Origin of the sequence: Hydrogenophaga sp. ANAO-22, assembly GCF_042466645.1 — a bacterium.
Taxonomy (GTDB): Bacteria; Pseudomonadota; Gammaproteobacteria; order Burkholderiales; family Burkholderiaceae_C; genus Hydrogenophaga.
Window position 1 is genome coordinate 3967337 of the sequence record NZ_CP159956.1, and the last position, 15695, is coordinate 3983031.

At 68.3% G+C, this 15695-nt stretch carries 17 protein-coding genes; 11 read left to right on the top strand and 6 right to left on the bottom strand.

Going from position 1 to position 15695, the window contains the following annotated elements:
• Position 1 precedes the first annotated feature (1 nt).
• Positions 2-832, top strand: coding sequence for an alpha/beta fold hydrolase (locus tag ABSY19_RS19075; protein ID WP_382154767.1), 831 nt, complete (start codon positions 2-4; stop codon positions 830-832).
• Here the strand turns inward: ABSY19_RS19075 and ABSY19_RS19080 are convergent.
• Both ABSY19_RS19080 and ABSY19_RS19085 read right to left on the bottom strand, forming a co-directional pair.
• The gene (locus tag ABSY19_RS19080) at positions 763-1845 is read right to left on the bottom strand and encodes an enolase C-terminal domain-like protein (RefSeq protein ID WP_382154770.1); all 1083 of its coding nucleotides are present in this window, start codon (positions 1843-1845) and stop codon (positions 763-765) included. The two genes, ABSY19_RS19075 and ABSY19_RS19080, sit on opposite strands and share 70 nt — an antisense overlap.
• A complete protein-coding gene (locus ABSY19_RS19085; protein WP_382154773.1) occupies positions 1842-3008 on the bottom strand; it encodes an alpha-hydroxy acid oxidase in 1167 nt (388 codons plus the stop codon). Before ABSY19_RS19085 ends, ABSY19_RS19080 begins: the two co-directional genes overlap by 4 nt.
• 239 nt (positions 3009-3247) lie before the next feature.
• Here ABSY19_RS19085 and ABSY19_RS19090 point away from each other — a divergent pair, with 239 nt between their 5' ends.
• A complete protein-coding gene (locus tag ABSY19_RS19090) occupies positions 3248-4024 on the top strand; it encodes an RNA pseudouridine synthase (RefSeq protein ID WP_382154776.1) in 777 nt (258 codons plus the stop codon).
• Here the strand turns inward: ABSY19_RS19090 and ABSY19_RS19095 are convergent.
• Both ABSY19_RS19095 and ABSY19_RS19100 read right to left on the bottom strand, forming a co-directional pair.
• Positions 3997-5175, bottom strand: coding sequence for an MFS transporter (locus ABSY19_RS19095; protein ID WP_382154778.1), 1179 nt, complete (start codon positions 5173-5175; stop codon positions 3997-3999). The genes ABSY19_RS19090 and ABSY19_RS19095 overlap by 28 nt on opposite strands.
• Positions 5172-5654, bottom strand: coding sequence for a YqaA family protein (locus ABSY19_RS19100; RefSeq protein ID WP_382154781.1), 483 nt, complete (start codon positions 5652-5654; stop codon positions 5172-5174). The genes ABSY19_RS19095 and ABSY19_RS19100 overlap by 4 nt, the downstream gene beginning before the upstream one ends.
• Positions 5655-5831: 177 nt before the next feature.
• On the opposite strand from ABSY19_RS19100, the gene dusB reads away from it, so the two are divergent.
• The 4 genes from dusB (at position 5832) to ABSY19_RS19120 (ending at position 9353) form a co-directional block, all read left to right on the top strand.
• The gene (dusB, locus tag ABSY19_RS19105; RefSeq protein ID WP_382154784.1) at positions 5832-6869 is read left to right on the top strand and encodes a tRNA dihydrouridine synthase DusB; all 1038 of its coding nucleotides are present in this window, start codon (positions 5832-5834) and stop codon (positions 6867-6869) included.
• Positions 6866-7102: a helix-turn-helix domain-containing protein gene (locus tag ABSY19_RS19110; RefSeq protein ID WP_291120759.1), complete on the top strand. Its 237-nt coding sequence runs from the start codon at positions 6866-6868 to the stop codon at positions 7100-7102. Before dusB ends, ABSY19_RS19110 begins: the two co-directional genes overlap by 4 nt.
• Positions 7103-7140: 38 nt before the next feature.
• Complete coding sequence (gene purH / locus ABSY19_RS19115; protein WP_382154786.1) at positions 7141-8727, top strand: bifunctional phosphoribosylaminoimidazolecarboxamide formyltransferase/IMP cyclohydrolase; 1587 nt, start codon at positions 7141-7143, stop codon at positions 8725-8727.
• 206 nt (positions 8728-8933) lie between these two features.
• Positions 8934-9353, top strand: a complete 420-nt coding sequence (locus ABSY19_RS19120) for a hypothetical protein (protein ID WP_382154789.1) — start codon at positions 8934-8936, stop codon at positions 9351-9353.
• Positions 9354-9366: 13 nt separating this feature from the next.
• On the opposite strand, the gene hemL is transcribed toward ABSY19_RS19120, so the two are convergent.
• Both hemL and ABSY19_RS19130 read right to left on the bottom strand, forming a co-directional pair.
• Positions 9367-10671 (bottom strand): glutamate-1-semialdehyde 2,1-aminomutase, encoded by a 1305-nt coding sequence (gene hemL, locus ABSY19_RS19125; protein WP_382154791.1) that lies wholly within the window; start codon positions 10669-10671, stop codon positions 9367-9369.
• 10 nt (positions 10672-10681) lie between these two features.
• Positions 10682-11623, bottom strand: a complete 942-nt coding sequence (locus tag ABSY19_RS19130; RefSeq protein WP_382154794.1) for a hydroxymethylpyrimidine/phosphomethylpyrimidine kinase — start codon at positions 11621-11623, stop codon at positions 10682-10684.
• Between the two features lie 155 nt (positions 11624-11778).
• Here ABSY19_RS19130 and ABSY19_RS19135 point away from each other — a divergent pair, with 155 nt between their 5' ends.
• From ABSY19_RS19135 to ABSY19_RS19155, 5 genes are all read left to right on the top strand, one after another.
• Positions 11779-11952 (top strand): rubredoxin, encoded by a 174-nt coding sequence (locus ABSY19_RS19135; RefSeq protein WP_291120767.1) that lies wholly within the window; start codon positions 11779-11781, stop codon positions 11950-11952.
• A 101-nt stretch (positions 11953-12053) separates the two neighbouring features.
• Positions 12054-12449 carry a PleD family two-component system response regulator gene (locus ABSY19_RS19140; RefSeq protein ID WP_297397748.1) on the top strand — a complete coding sequence of 132 codons (396 nt, stop codon included), beginning with the start codon at positions 12054-12056 and terminating at the stop codon, positions 12447-12449.
• The gene (locus ABSY19_RS19145) at positions 12449-12814 is read left to right on the top strand and encodes a PleD family two-component system response regulator (RefSeq protein ID WP_291120771.1); all 366 of its coding nucleotides are present in this window, start codon (positions 12449-12451) and stop codon (positions 12812-12814) included. The genes ABSY19_RS19140 and ABSY19_RS19145 overlap by 1 nt, the downstream gene beginning before the upstream one ends.
• Before the next feature lie 29 nt (positions 12815-12843).
• Positions 12844-13383 (top strand): chemotaxis protein CheW, encoded by a 540-nt coding sequence (locus tag ABSY19_RS19150; RefSeq protein ID WP_382154797.1) that lies wholly within the window; start codon positions 12844-12846, stop codon positions 13381-13383.
• Between the two features lie 64 nt (positions 13384-13447).
• Complete coding sequence (locus tag ABSY19_RS19155) at positions 13448-15694, top strand: methyl-accepting chemotaxis protein (protein ID WP_382154800.1); 2247 nt, start codon at positions 13448-13450, stop codon at positions 15692-15694.
• Position 15695 lies beyond the last annotated feature (1 nt).

The window sequence follows — 15695 nt, forward strand, 5'->3', positions numbered from 1 at the left end:
CATGCGCGTCGACGACACCGCCACGCCACCCGGTGAGCCTGCCCACGAGGCGGTCATCCTGCTGCACGGCTTCTGCAGCAGCGCACGCACCTGGGATCGCGTGGCCGCTTCGCTGCAAGAGGCCTTCACGGTCCTCACGCCCGACTGGCCCGGGTTCGGCGCACGGCGCGCCGAGCCGCCGCTGCGCTCCATCGACGCCATGGCCCGGCACGTGCTGGGCCTGGCCGACCGCTACCGCCTGCGCCGCTTTCACGTCGTGGGGCATTCCATGAGCGGCTTCGTCGTGCAGCACCTGCTGATCCACCACCCGGAGCGCGTGGGCCGCGCGGTCCTGTACGGCACCTTCTCTTCCCTGGCCGAGGGTGGCCGCTTCGAGTCGGTGGACGAAACCGCCGCCCGGCTGCAGCGCGAAGGCATCGAACGCACGGTGGAGCGCATCGTCGCCACCTGGTTCCTGGCCGGCCCGCGCGATCCGGACTTTGCCGACGCGGTGCGGCAGGGTTCGCAGATGGCGCTGGACGCCGCCCTGGCCGCCATGGTGGCTTGCCGGGGTTTCGACGTGGCGTCGCAACTCGGCGGTGTGCGCTCACCCGTGCTGGTTGTCGTGGGCGAGCGCGACCAGACGGTGCGCCTGGAGGCCGCCGTGGACCTCGCGCGGCGCATTCCCGGCGCCGGCCTCGCGGTCCTGCCCCACGCGGCGCATGCGGCCCACCTGGAGCGCGCCGAGCTGTTCGATCTGTTGCTGGCGCAGTTCCTGAGCGCTCACACCGCGAAGCGCGCCACCGCCGCTTCGTTCCACGAGAGGCCCACGCCGGGTTCCTGCGGGCACTGAGCCTGGCCGTCGACGAACACCAGGGGGTTTTGCAGGATGGCCCCGGCCAGGTCCATGCGCTCCAGCCAGTGCGCCGTGGGGGTCACCGCCAGCAGGTGCACGCTGATCTCCTGGAAGATGTGGCTGGACATGGGAATGCCGCGGGCCTGGGCCAGGGCCGAGGCCTTGAGCCAGCCCGTCACGCCGCCGATCTTCATGGCGTCGGGCATGGCGAGGTCGCAGGCACCCGCGTCCAGCGCGCGCTGCATGTCCGTCGGCTCGCACCAGTTCTCGCCCATCTGCACCGGAATGCGCGTGTGGCGGCGGATCTCGGCGTGGCCGCGCAGGTCTTCCTGCAGCGTGGGCTCCTCCACCCAGGCGATGCCTTCGCCTTCCAGCGCGCCGATGCGGCGGATCGCCTCGGGCACGGTGAGGCCCTGGTTGTAGTCCACCAGGATCTCCACCTCGGGCCCGACCGCGCGGCGCAGCGCGCGCACCACCTGCAGGTCTTCGGCCAGCGTGGGGTAGCCGATCTTGGTCTTGATGGCGCGGTGCCCTTGCGCGGCGGCGCGCGCGGCGCGCGAGGTGCCCAGTTCGATGCCATCCATGCTGTGGCTGTCGTAGGCCGGCACCGGCTTGGGTTTGCCGCCCAGCAGCGTCACCAGCGGCAGGCCCTGCGCCTTCGCCAGAATGTCCCACAGCGCCATGTCGATGCCCGCGCACGCCATGGTGGTGATGCCGGTGCGGCCCAGCAGGCGAAAGCGCTGCGAGAACCAGCGGTCCAGTTCGAACGGCACGACGCGTTCGCCCACCAATGCCCGGCCGATCGACTCGACCAGCACGCGCGTGGCCTCCAGCGCGATGGGCGTGTAGGTGAACACGTAGGCGTGGCCGACCACCTGGGTGCTGGTCTCGATGTCGATCAGCACCAGCGGCGAGGTGGCCACCACGCCCACACTGGTGCGCACCGGGTACTCCAGCGGCACGTTGACCGCGCGCGCCCTGACGCCGGTGATGGTCGGAATCTCATTCATCGTGTGCTTGCCTGTGGTTGGGAGGTCCATGAACGGGTGACGTGGTCCGGGCCGAGGTCGCGCACGCAAGCCGCCCCCATCAGCGTGAGTGTTCGTACGATCTCGGTGCCGATCAGGCCCAGGGCCTCGCGCGCGCCGGCTTCACCGTTGGCGGCCAGGCCCCACACCGCCGGGCGGCCGACGAACACGCCGCGCGCGCCCAGCGACAAGGCCTTGACCACATCGCTGCCGCGCCGGAACCCGCTGTCGATGAACACCGGGACGCGGTCTTCAACGGATTGCACGATGCCCTGCAAGACCGAAATCGTCGACGGTGCCGCGTCCAGCTGGCGCCCGCCGTGGTTGGACACGATGAGACCGTCCACACCGGCCCGCAGGGCCCGCGCGGCATCGTCCGCGCGCAGCACGCCCTTGAGCAGCAGCGGGCCCGCCCACAGCCGGCGCAGCCAGGCCAGGCTGTCCCAGACCAGGCTGCGGTCCATGGCGCGCGCCAGCAGCGCGGCCTGCAGCTGGGCCGACGCGGCGCCGTCGGTGCTTTCGGACAGGTTCACAAAGCCGGGCGAGCCGGCGCGCGCCATGCCCAGCGACCATGCGGGGTGGCTCGCCAGGTCCCACAGCGTGCGCAGCCCGGGGCGAAACGGCAGCTTGAACCCGTTGCGCAGGTCGCGCTCGCGCATGCCGCTGACCGGCACATCGACGGTGAGCACCAGCGCGCCATAGCCGGCGGCGGCCGCGCGCCGCACGATCTGCTCCGCGATGGCGCGGTCCGACATCACGTACAGCTGCATCCATTGCACGGCATCGGGCGCCGCGGCTCGCACCGCTTCCAGCCGCTCGTTCGAGGCGGTAGACAACACGAAGGGAATGCCCTGCGAGGCCGCCGCGCGCGCCAGCAGCACATCGCCATCAGGGCGCACCAGCCCGTTGAAACCGACCGGGGCCACGCCCAGCGGGCGCGACCAGGTCTGGCCAAACACCTCGACCCGGGTGTCGATCGTGGTGGTGTCCTTCAGGCAGTTCGGCAGCAGGCGCAGCGCGGCGAGGTCGCTGCCATTGCCATGAAGGCAGGCCTCATCCTCCGCGCCGCCATCCACATAGTCGAACACGAAGCGAGGCAGGCGCTGGCGCGCGCCGTTTCGCACATCCTCCATGCGCAACCACATCAGCGAGGCCCGGCGGGTTGATCGAAAGAAAAATCGGGGCGGTGCATGCGGGTGTCTCCTCGCGGTTTTTTTGTCGGCTTGTCCTTCGGAAGATCATACGGAGCGACCCCCCGCAGGCCCATTGATCCCGCTGGTGTTGCACATCGACAGGAACAATGTCGGCCCCGCCTGTGCCGCGCGGCGGCGTGCGATGCGTTCTTCTGCCTGGACACGCCCGAACAGGGGGTAGAGTCGGCGGCATGAACGACGCACCGATCCGCCCCGAACCCCAGCGCCTGGCCAAACGGCTCGCGGCCCAACTGCCGTGCTCGCGCCGCGACGCCGAACACTACATCGCAGGCGGTTGGGTGCGGGTTGACGGCACCGTGGTCGAGGAGCCCATGGCGCGCGTGCGCGACGAGCAGGCCGTGGAGCTCGATCCGAAGGCACGGCTGGAACCGCTGGTGCCGGTCACGCTGGTCTGGCACAAGCCCTCGGGCCAGGCCCTGCCCGACGAATCGCCCTTGCCCGACGAGCTGGCCGCGCGCTGGTTCGCCCCGGGTGCGCGCTTCAAGGGCGACCGCTCGGGCGTGCGCCCGCTCAAGGCGCATGGCCACAAGCTGCTGCCGGTCTCGCCGCTGGAGGTGCTTGCCAGCGGCCTGATGGTGTTCACGCAGAACCCGGGCGTGGCGCGCAAGATCACCGATGCCTCCTCGCCGCTGGAACACGAGTGGCTCGTGGAGGTGCAGGACGATCCCGAACTCGACGACGACGCGCGGCGCGAAGCGGTGCTGCAGTCGCTGGGCAAGGCGCTGTTCTTCGACGGCTGGGCCGTGCCCACGGCGCGCGCGAGCTGGCAGAGCGAGCGGCGCCTGCGGCTGGCGATCAAGGGCACGCTGCCGGGGCAGGTGGCGCACCTGGCCGAGCGTGCCGGCCTGCGCCTGGCCTCGGTGCGGCGCCAGCGCCTGGGCCGCATCGGCCTGGACGGCCTGCCTTCAGGCCAGTGGCGCTACCTCGCCGCGCACGAGCGTTTCTGAAGCCACGCGGCCCACAGGCTCACGGCCATCGCGACCAGCATCACGGCCAGGCCGACCTGGTGCAGGTTCATCATGCGGCCCTGGGCGATCATCACACCGCCCAGCGCCGCGCCCAGGGCCTGCCCGCCATACAGGGCCGAGGTGTTGAGCGCCACGGTGGCCGGGGCCAGCTCGGGGGAGATCTGCACCAGCCGCGCCTGCTGCGCCGAGTTGCACGAGAAGCAGCCCAGCGCCCAGGGGATGAGCACGAAGGCCTGGGCCCAGACGCCGTAGCGGCCCAGCGGCCAGAGCAGCAGGCTCAGCACGATGGCGCCCAGCGTGATCAGCACGGCCCGGGGCGCGCCGATGCGGTCGATGGAGCGCGTGACCGCGACATTGCCCGCCAAGCCGAAGACGCCGAACCACAGGAAGATCAGCGACAGCAGTCCGCCGCCCGCGCCCAGGGTCTGCGCGAAGTAGGGGGCGAAGTAGGAGAACAGCGTGAACTGCCCGAAGGAGAAGAGCAGCGTCACGGCCACGGCGGTCATCAGCGGGGCCGAGCCCAGGGTGCGGCCCCAGGCTTCGCGCGACAGCGCGGCCGGTTTGATGCCGTCGGGCATCTCGCGCCACACCCAGGCGCCGCTGAGGAACGAGGTCAGCGCCACCAGCCCGAAGGCCCAGCGCCAGTTGAGTTCGCTGCTGATCCAGGCCGACAGCGGCATGCCCAGCACCGAGGCCAGCGACCAGCCCAGGAAGATGAAGGTGATGGCGCGCCCGCGCATCGCCGGGCCGACCAGCAGGCCCACGCTGGCCGCCGCCTGCGGCGTGAAGATGGCCGGCGCGATGACGGCCAGCACGCGCAGCGGCATCAGGCTGGCGTAGTTGGGTGCCAGTGCGCAGGCCAGCAGCAGCACGCCGTACCAGATCAGCGAGATCGTGAGCAGGCGGCGCCGGTCCCAGCCCGCGACCAGGCTGGCGAACAGCGGCGCGCCCAGGCCCATCAGGATGGCCGCGGCCGTGATCAGCTGGCCGGCCTGCGGGATCGACACGCCCAGCGAGTGGCTGATGTCGTTGAGCGTGCCGGGCACCACCATCACGCCGGTGCCGATCACGAAGTTGCCCACCATCAGGGCCCAGAGGGCGCGTGGCAGGCGGTTGCTGGCAACGGTCATGGATGCAGGGTTCCAGGGAAGAACCACAACAGCGCGGCCGTCATGGTGAGGTAGCGGGCGAACTTGCCGATGGCCATGTAGGCCAGGCAGGGCCAGAACGGAAATTTGAGCCAGCCTGCCACGGCGCACAGCGGGTCGCCCACCACCGGCAGCCAGGACATGAGGCAGGCCTTGGGGCCGAAGCGCTCCAGCCATTGCAGCGCGCGCAGATCGACGTGGTTGCCGCGCGCTCGGTCCACCACCTTGTGCGTGCCCAGGCCCATGAGCCAGCTCACGGCGCCGCCGGCCGTGTTGCCGGCGGTGGCCACCAGGATGGCGGGCCAGAAGAGATGCGGGTTGATCTTGATCAGGCCGAACACCGCCGGCTCCGACCCCAGGGGCAGCAAGGTGGCCGATATGAAGGACACCACGAAGACCGTGCTCAGGCCGAATTCGGGCAGGGCCAGCAGCTCTATCAGGTAGGTGATCCAGTCGGGCATGGGCGGCGAAATCCGGGGGTGGGGGAGACCGGCGATCGGGAAGTCGGAGGGAGAGGGCAAAAAGGGTGTCGACATATCGCCTGCTGAAAAAACAGGCAGATACAATCGCGTTCCTTCGCCCCCGCGTTAGCAGGGATCGCGGCAGTTCCACCGCTCGACACCGATTCTCCCACCGCCATGCAACTCGGGGCTTTCACCCTGCCCAATGCCCTGTTCGTCGCGCCCATGGCGGGGGTGACGGACCGGCCGTTCCGCAAGCTGTGCAAGCGCCTGGGCGCGGGCTACGCGGTCAGCGAGATGGTGACCTCGCGCCCCGATCTGCAGGACAGCCTCAAGACCTCGCGCCGCGCCAACCACGAAGGCGAGGCCGCGCCGATCTCGGTGCAGATCGCCGGCACCGACGCGCAGATGATGGCCGACGCCGCGCGCTACAACATCGACCGGGGCGCGCAGATCATCGACATCAACATGGGCTGCCCGGCCAAGAAGGTCTGCAACAAGTGGGCCGGCTCGGCGCTGATGCAGGACGAGACGCTGGCCATCGAGATCGTGCAGGCCGTGGTGGCCGCCTGCGAGCCGCACGGCGTGCCCGTCACCCTCAAGATGCGCACCGGCTGGTGCGCCAGCGTGCGCAACGCCCCCACGCTCGCGCTGGCCGCCGAAGCCGCGGGTGTGCAGATGCTCACCGTGCACGGCCGCACGCGCGAGCAGGGCTACAAGGGCCAGGCCGAGCACGACACCGTTGCCCACATCAAGAGCCGCGTGCGCATTCCGGTGGTGGCCAACGGCGACATCGACAGCCCCGAGCAGGCGCGCGAGGTGCTGCGCCGCACCGGGGCCGACGCCATCATGGTCGGCCGCGCCGCCCAGGGCCGGCCCTGGATCTTCCGTGAAATCGCCCACTTCCTCGCCACCGGCGAACACCTGCCGCCGCCCGACCTGGCCGACGTGCGGGTCTGGCTGCTCGATCACCTGCACGACCACTACGACCTGTACGGCGAGTCCACCGGTGTGCGCAGCGCGCGCAAGCACCTGGGCTGGTACGCACAATCGCTGCCGCTGCCCCCCGGCGCGGCCGCCCTGTTCCGTTCGCGCGTCAACGCCGTCACCACGGTGGAGGCGCAGCTGCGCTGCGTGAGCGAGAGCCTGGACGAGTGGTCGTCCGGCGAAACCACAACAACAACCCCGAGCGACAACTGGAAACTGGCCGCATGAAACAGAACAAATTGCACGACTGTGTGCGTGCCAGCATGGAAGACTTCTTCCGCGACCTCAACGGCACCGACCCCGCCAACCTGCACGACATGCTGGTCAAGGCGGTGGAAAAACCCTTGCTCGAAGTGGTGATGGAGCAGGCGCAGAACAACCAGTCGCGCGCCGCGCAATGGCTGGGGCTGAACCGCAACACGCTGCGCAAGAAGCTCCTTGAGCACAAGCTCATCGACTGAGCCCGACCGATTTCCCAACCTCCCAAGCCCTCTCTTCCATGCGCGCACTCATCTCCGTCTCCGACAAGACCGGCATCGTCGAACTCGCCCAGGCCCTGCACGGCCTCGGCGTGGCCCTGATCTCCACCGGCGGCACCGCCAAGCTGCTGGCCGAGAAAGGCCTGCCGGTGACCGAGGTGGCCGAGGTGACGGGCTTTCCCGAGATGCTCGACGGCCGCGTGAAGACGCTGCACCCCAAGGTGCACGGCGGCCTGCTGGCGCGCCGCGACCTGCCCGAGCACATGGCCGCGCTCAAGACCCATGGCATCGACACCATCGACCTCCTGATCGTCAACCTCTATCCCTTCGAGTCCACCGTGGCCAAGGCCGGTTGCACGCTGGAAGACGCGATCGAGAACATCGACATCGGCGGCCCTGCCATGGTGCGCAGCGCCGCGAAGAACTGGAAGGACGTGGCGGTGCTGACCGACGCGGCCCAGTACCCGGCCGTGATCGACGAACTCAAGGCCAGCGGCAAGCTCAGCGACAAGACGCGCTTCGCGCTCTCGGTCGCCGCGTTCAACCGCATCAGCAACTACGACGCGGCCATCAGCGACTACCTCTCGTCCATCGAGTTCGAAGAAGGCGCCAGCGTGCCCCGCCGCAGCGAGTACCCGGCCCAGAGCAACGGCCGCTTCGTCAAGCTGCAGGACCTGCGCTACGGCGAGAACCCGCACCAGAGCGCCGCCTTCTACCGCGACCTGCACCCGGCGCCGGGCTCGCTGGTCACGGCCAGGCAGCTGCAGGGCAAGGAACTCAGCTACAACAACATCGCCGACGCCGACGCGGCCTGGGAATGTGTCAAGAGCTTCGAGGTGCCGGCCTGCGTGATCGTCAAGCACGCCAACCCCTGCGGCGTGGCCGTGGGCAAGGACGCGCTGGAGGCCTACGGCAAGGCCTTCCAGACCGATCCCACCAGCGCCTTCGGCGGCATCATCGCGCTCAACCGCGTGCTTGATGGCGCGGGCGCGCAGGCGATCAGCAAGCAGTTCGTCGAGGTGCTGATGGCGCCCGGCTACACGCCCGAGGCGCTGGAGGTCTTCAAGGCCAAGGCCAATGTGCGCGTGCTCGAAATCGCGCTGCCCCCGGGCGGCGCCAGGGCGTGGGACAAGGGCCTGAACCTCAGCGATGTGAAGCGCGTGGGCTCGGGCCTGCTGATCCAGAGCGCCGACAACCACGTGCTGCAACGCAGCAACCTCAAGGTGGTCACCCAGCTGCAGCCGACCGAACAGCAGATCGAAGACCTGCTGTTCGCCTGGAAGGTGGCGAAGTTCGTGAAGTCCAACGCCATCGTGTTCTGCAAGGACGGCATGACCATGGGCGTGGGTGCGGGCCAGATGAGCCGCCTGGACTCGGCGCGCATCGCCAGCATCAAGGCCGGCCACGCCAAGCTCTCGCTGCAGGGCACGGCGGTGGCCAGCGACGCCTTCTTCCCGTTCCGCGACGGCCTGGACGTGGTGGTGGACGCGGGCGCGAGCTGCGTGATCCAGCCGGGTGGTTCGATGCGCGATCAGGAAGTGATCGACGCGGCGGACGAGCGTGGTGTCGTCATGGTCTACAGCGGCGTGCGCCACTTCCGCCATTGAGCGAACGGCGCCACGCGCGCCTGAATGCCCTCCGGGCCGCCGCAGAAACCTGCCGCGGCCCTTTTTCTTGCGTGGTCCCCGACCTTGAATAGTTAACTTCTATTCTTCGGATGCGGCCAATCAAATGGCTGTTTTCAAGGCGGCTCTCTATTCTCTGGGCCGGCGCGATCCAGACGGCCGACCCAGAACAACAACAGGAGACCCGCATGCTCACCCTGCAGAAGATGCCTGAAGCATCCACCGTGCGTTTTCAGCCCGAGCCCTGGATTCACCTGATCGAGCAGCTCGATGTGATCCTGGCGATGGTGCAAGCCGGTGACTCGAATCCCGTGCTCCGCCGCTTCGGTGCCCGCCGGCGTTCGGCCATGTACCGCCGCCTCATGCTGGAGCGAAGGCGCCTCATTGCGCAGATCATGGTCTGGGGGCATGCCGACATCGCCATGGGCCCGATGCCGGATGCGCTGGCGTCGCAGCGCGATCTTGATGCCGAGTTCAAGCGCCTCGGGGACGCCTTCGAGCGGTGCGCGCAGGACCTGTCACCGCTGACGCAGGCCGCGCTGCGGGACTGGCTGACGCTGCGCTCGCACATGCACCGGGAGCACGCCCGTTTTTTCCGGGCGTACTGACCGAAGCCCGCGCTCAGCGCGCCAGCTGCTTGAACACGTCGCGCGCTGCGGCCACCGTGTCTTCGATGTCCTGGGCCGTGTGCGCCGCGCTCACGAAGCCGGCTTCGTACAGGGCCGGCGCGATGTAGACGCCGCGGTCCAGCAGGCCGTGGAACAGGGTGTTGAAGCGCGGGCCGTCGGTGGTCATCACCTTGGCGTAGTTCTGCGGCAGGTCGTCGAACAGGAAGAAGCCGAACATGCCGCCCTCGCTGTCACCGCTCAGTGCCACGCCCTCGGCGGCGGCGGCGCGCTTGAGGCCATCGACCAGCGAACGCGTGGTGGCCGCGAGCTTGTCGTAGAAACCGGGCCGGCGAATTTCCTTGAGCGTGGCCAGACCGCAGGCCGTGGCCACCGGGTTGCCCGAGAGCGTGCCGGCCTGGTACACGCCGCCCAGCGGCGCGAGCTGTTCCATCACCGCGCGCTTGGCGCCGAAGGCGGCCAGCGGCATGCCGCCGCCGATCACCTTGCCCATCACGGTCATGTCGGGCTCGAAGCCGGGGATGAGCTTGGCGTACACGCTTTGCGCGCCGCCCAGCGCCACGCGGAAACCGGTCATGACCTCGTCGAAGGCGAGCAGGGCGCCGTGCTGCGTGCACAGCTCGCGGCAGCGCTTCATGAACGGCACGCTGGCGCGCACGAAATTCATGTTGCCCGCGATCGGCTCGATGATGAGGCAGGCCACGTCGGGGCCGTGCTCGGCGAACGCGGCCTCGAGTTGTTCGAGGTTGTTGTATTCGAGCACGAGGGTGTGCTGCACCACCTCGGGCGGCACACCGGAGCTGGTGGGGTTGCCGAAGGTGGCCAGTCCCGAGCCGGCCTTGACCAGCAGGGCGTCGGCATGGCCGTGGTAGCAGCCCTCGAACTTGATGATCTTCTTGCGGCCGGTCGCGCCGCGCGCCAGGCGGATGGTGCTCATGCCGGCCTCGGTGCCCGAGCTCACCAGCCGCACCATGTCGATGCTGGGCACCAGTTCGACGATGGCCTCGGCCAGCTCGACCTCGCGCTCGGTCGGCGCGCCGAACGAGAAACCCTCCAGCACGGCCTTCTGCACCGCCTCGACCACCGCCGGGTGGCCATGGCCCAGGATCATCGGACCCCAGGAGCCGATGTAGTCGATGTAGCGCTGGCCGTTGGCGTCCCAGAAGTGGGCGCCCTGGGCGCGTTGCACGAAACGGGGTGTGCCGCCCACCGCGCGGAAGGCGCGCACGGGCGAGTTCACGCCGCCGGGGATCAGCGCCTTGGCGCGGTCGAACAGTTGCTGGTTGCGATCGGTGGTCATGGAGCGAAGGTCAATGTCTCGTGGTGTCGAGCGGGAAATCGTTGGCGTCGAGTGTGCTGTCGGGCGTGCTTTCGGCGGGGGCTTCTTCTTCCTCGCCCTCGTCGTCGTGGGCCCAGAACAGGCGGTCGGGCACGGCGTGGCCCATGCCGGGCTGGAAGCCCGCGTCCAGGCACTGGTCGAGGTAGGTGAGGGCTTCGGCGCAGGCCGCCTGCAGGTCGCTGCCGCCCGCGATGAGCGCGCACAGCGCGGCCGACAGGGTGTCGCCCGCGCCGGTGAAGGTGGCTTCGAAGCGCTCGTAGCGCGCCGTGGCCAGCACCGTCTCGGGCGTGGCGAGGTGGCTTTCCAGGTACTGGTCGGCCGCGTTGAACCCGGTCACCAGGGTGTAGGGCACGCCGTGCACGGCGGCCGCGCGGGCCACCTCGCGGGCGGTTGGCGGGCGATCGCCTTCCCACTCGGGCAGCAGCCAGCGGCACAAGGTGCTGTGGTTGCCCACCAGCACCGTGGTCTGCGGCAGCAGCAGTTCGGCGCAGGCGTCCAGGTAGGTGTCGATCGCCATCTCGTCCCACCAGGAGAGGTCGGGCATGTAGGTGATGACCGGGACCTCGCTGTAGTCGGTCGTGATCTCCGCGATCACGCTCAGGTTTTCCGGGCTGCCCACGAAACCGACCTTGAAGGCCTGCACCGGCATGTCCTCCAGCGCGCAGCGCGCCTGGTCGGCCACCGCTTCTTCATCGAAAGCGTAGTGGTCGTGAATGTCGGAGGTGTCGCGGATGTAGGCGCCCGTGACGATGGGCAGCACGTGCGTCGACGCGCTCGACATGGCGGTGATGTCCGCGCTCAGGCCACCCGCGCCGCTGGGATCGCTGGCGTTGAAGGTCAGCACGCACGGCAGGGAAATCTCGCCGGGCTTCTCGACCGTTTCGGGCGCGAAAGTTGCGGGTGTATCGGGCATGGGTACGGAGGGGGGGAAGGGTTGTGGCGCGGTCACCCGGGTGGGTGCGTTGCGCAGGGCGCCAAACGTGATCGACAGCCGGTCCAACTGGCTTGCGGAGCGGCTTATGTCGCTCGATACAATGCTTGCATTCTAAGACAATGCCCCCTATAACCATGACCGAAACCAAGACTTGGATGTGCCTGATCTGCGGCTGGATTTACGACGAAGCCGCAGGTGCACCCGAGCATGGCGTGGCCGCCGGCACTCCCTGGGCTGAGGTGCCGATGAACTGGACCTGTCCCGAGTGCGGCGCCCGCAAAGAAGATTTTGAAATGGTGCAGATCTGAGGTCGGGGTCTGCGCGCTTGATGGTTTCCTGGCGAACCCGGTAGGGTATTTCTCCGGTCTCGCTTTCCTCGTTCTGTCCCACCCACTGGAGCTAGTGAAACGTGAGCACAACGCCTGCCCTCAAAGTCCTGGTGGTTGACGACAGCAACACCATCCGCCGCAGCGCCGAGATTTTCCTCAAGCAGGGCGGGCATGAAGTCCTGCTGGCCGACGACGGCTTCGACGCCCTGGCCAAGATCAACGACTACCAGCCCGATCTGGTGTTCTGCGACATCCTCATGCCGCGCCTCGACGGCTACCAGACCTGCGCCATCATCAAGCGCAACGCCCGCTTCGCCAGCATCCCCGTGGTGATGCTGTCGTCCAAGGACGGCGTGTTCGACAAGGCGCGTGGGCGCATGGTCGGCTCGCAGGACTACCTCACCAAACCCTTTACCAAAGACCAGCTGCTGCAAGCCGTGCAGCAGTTCGGCGCCAACCTGACAGGAGCAGTGTGATGCCCATTCGGAAAATCCTCGTGGTGGACGACTCGAAAACCGAGCTGATGGTCCTGTCCGATCTGCTGGGAAAAAACGGCTACACCGTGAGCACCGCTGAGAACGCGGACGAGGCCTTCCGTCGGCTTGGCGAGGAAAAGCCCGATCTGATCCTGATGGACGTGGTGATGCCCGGTCAGAATGGGTTTCAACTCACGCGTGCCATCACGCGGGACCCTCAGTATTCGAGCATTCCCATCGTCATGTGCACGAGCAAAAATCTGGAGACCGACCGCGTCTGGGGCATGCGCCAGGGCGCACGCGACTACGTGACCAAACCGGTCGACGCGGAAGAGTTGCTGTCGAAGATTCGCGCGCTGGGTTGACCGCACCAACGACCTGAACCGCACCGAGCATGGCCAAACGTCAATCACTCAAGGAACTCCAGGAACGATTGGCCCAGCGTTTGACGGCCGCCAAGACCGAAGCCGTCACCGCCACCTGGTTGGCGGTCGAAGCCGGCGACCGGCGTTACCTGCTCCCTCTGGTGCAGTCCGGTGAAATCTTCCCCTGGTCCGCGCTGCAGCGCGTGCCCTACACCAAGCCCTGGTACGCCGGGGTCGCCAGCCTGCGCGGCGGCCTGCACGGCGTGATCGACCTGGCCCGCCTGGTCGGCTCGGCGGCCTCGGCGCTCCCTTCCCCGACCAGCGAACGCGTGACCTCCGAGTCACGCCTGGTCAGCCTGCACACCGCGCTCGGCTTCAATGCCGTGATCTGGATCGACCGCCTGCTCGGTCTGCGCAACCCCTCCATGTTCACCGCGCTCGGGGCCAATCCCGAGGGCGCGCCTTCGTATTTCACCCGCTCGCTGGTCGATGCCCAGGGTCAGTCCTGGCAGGAGCTGGATCTGCAGATGCTGGTGGCCGAGCCCGAGTTTCTGGCGATCGCCGCCTGAAGGTTGAACCCGCGGACCGCATGGGGTCCATTCGTCATTCTGTTTTCAGTTGGAAGGTTTTTACATGGCTATGCTTGATCGATTCCAGGGTCTCTTCAAGAAAAAAGCCGGCGACGAACCCGACCTTTCCAATGCCACCGACCAGGAGGTCGCCGAACTCGCGGCGGCCCGCCTGGCGCCGACGCTTGCATCGGAAGGCCTCGTCGGCAATCCGATGGTGGACGAGGACAGCCCCGACGCCAGCGGCCAGGTGACCCTGCCGCTGCTGGGCAGCAAACCGGCCGAGCAGCACCAGCGCACGCTGGCCATCCTGCTGGCGCTCGGCCTGGTCGTTCTCGGTGGCGTGACGCTGTATGCCCTGACCCAGACCGAAAAGGTCGGTCAGCAGGTGGCCGCCAGCGGCCAGGCCCTGATGCAGTCGCAGCGCCTGGCCAAGAGCGTGTCGCAGGCCCTGATCGGCAGCCCTACCGCCTTCCCCGAGGTGCGCGACAGCTCGACCGTGATGGCCCGCACGCTGCGCGGTCTGCAGGGCGGCGACAGCGAGATGTCGCTCGACGCGCTGGGCGCCGAATATTCGGAAGACCTCGGCAAGATCCTGCCCAAGGTGGACCAGGCCGAGCGCAATGCGGCGGCGGTGCTGGCGCAGCAGAACATCCTGACGCAGGTGGGCAACGCCTTGCGCACCATCAACCGGCAGTCGTCGGATCTGCTGGAGATCGCCGAGACCGTGTCCTCGCTGAAGCTGCAGCAGAACGCGCCGGCCGCCGAGATTTCGGCCTCGGGCCAGCTGGTGATGCTGACCCAGCGCATCGGCAAGTCGGCCAACGAGTTCCTGACGATGGAGGGCGTGAGCCCGGAAGCGGTGTTCCTGCTCGGCAAGGACTTGAACACCTTCAAGGAAATCGCCGAAGGCCTGCTCAACGGCAGCGACGAACTGCGCCTGGCCGCCGCGCGCGACCCGCAGGTGCGCGAGCGCCTGGACGCCCTGCTCAAGCTGTACGAAGCCACGCGCGTCGAAGCCGGCGCGATTCTGGGCAACCTGCAGGGCCTGGTCTCGGCACGTGAAGCGCAGGCCGGCATCATTGCCGACAGCGAGCCCCTGCGCCTGAGCCTGGAGAAGCTGCAGGGCGACCTGTCGTCGCGCTCGGGCCTCGGTGGCGGCCAGTTGGCGGCCCTGGCCCTCTCGGCCCTGTTTGCCCTGCTGTGCGCGGGCGGCCTGGCCTATGTGCAGCTGCTCGACAGCCGCCAGCGCCAGTCGGTCGCGGAATCGCAGCGGCTTGCTGCCGAATCGCTGGAGCAGGACGCCAAGCGCGTCAACGACGCCAACCAGGCGGCCATTCTTCGCCTGATGAACGAACTGCAGACGGTGGCCGAAGGCGATCTGACGCAGGAAGCCACCGTCACGGAAGACATCACCGGCGCCATCGCCGACTCGGTGAACTACACGGTGGAAGAACTGCGCTCGCTGGTGGGCAACGTGCAGGCCACGGCCACGCGCGTGGCGCAGACGACGTCGGCGGTGGAAAGCACCTCGACCGAGCTGCTGGCCGCGTCCACCGAACAGCTGCGCGAGATCCGCGAAACCGGCCAGTCGGTGCTGGACATGGCGCAGCGCATCAACCAGGTGTCGGGCCAGGCGCAGGAGTCGGCCACGGTGGCCCGCGCGTCGCTGCAGGCCGCCGAGTCGGGCCTGCAGGCCGTGCAGGACGCCATTGGCGGTATGAACGCCATCCGCGACCAGATCCAGGAAACCTCCAAGCGCATCAAGCGGCTGGGTGAGTCGTCGCAGGAGATCGGTGAAATCACCGAACTGATCTCGGACATTACCGAACAGACGAACGTGCTGGCCCTCAACGCCGCCATCCAGGCGGCGTCGGCCGGTGAAGCCGGCCGGGGCTTCTCGGTGGTGGCGGAAGAAGTGCAGCGGCTGGCCGAACGCTCCGCCGATGCCACGCGCCAGATCTCGGCGCTGGTGAAGGCGATTCAGACCGACACGCAGGACGCGGTGGCCGCCATGGAGCGTTCCACGCAGGGTGTGGTCGAAGGGGCCAAGCTGTCGGACAACGCCGGTACCGCGCTGTCGGAGATCGACCGTGTGTCGCGCCGCCTCGCCGAACTGATTGAACAGATTTCCGATGCCGCGTCCCGCGAAGCGGATTCGGCCAACGAGGTGGCCGGCAACATCCAGCACATCTTCGCGGTGACCGAACAGACCGGCGAAGGCACGCGCTCCACGGCGGCCCAGGTGCGCGAGCTCTCGGCCATGGCCGAGGAACTGCGCCAATCCGTGGCCCGATTCAAGATCGCCTGAC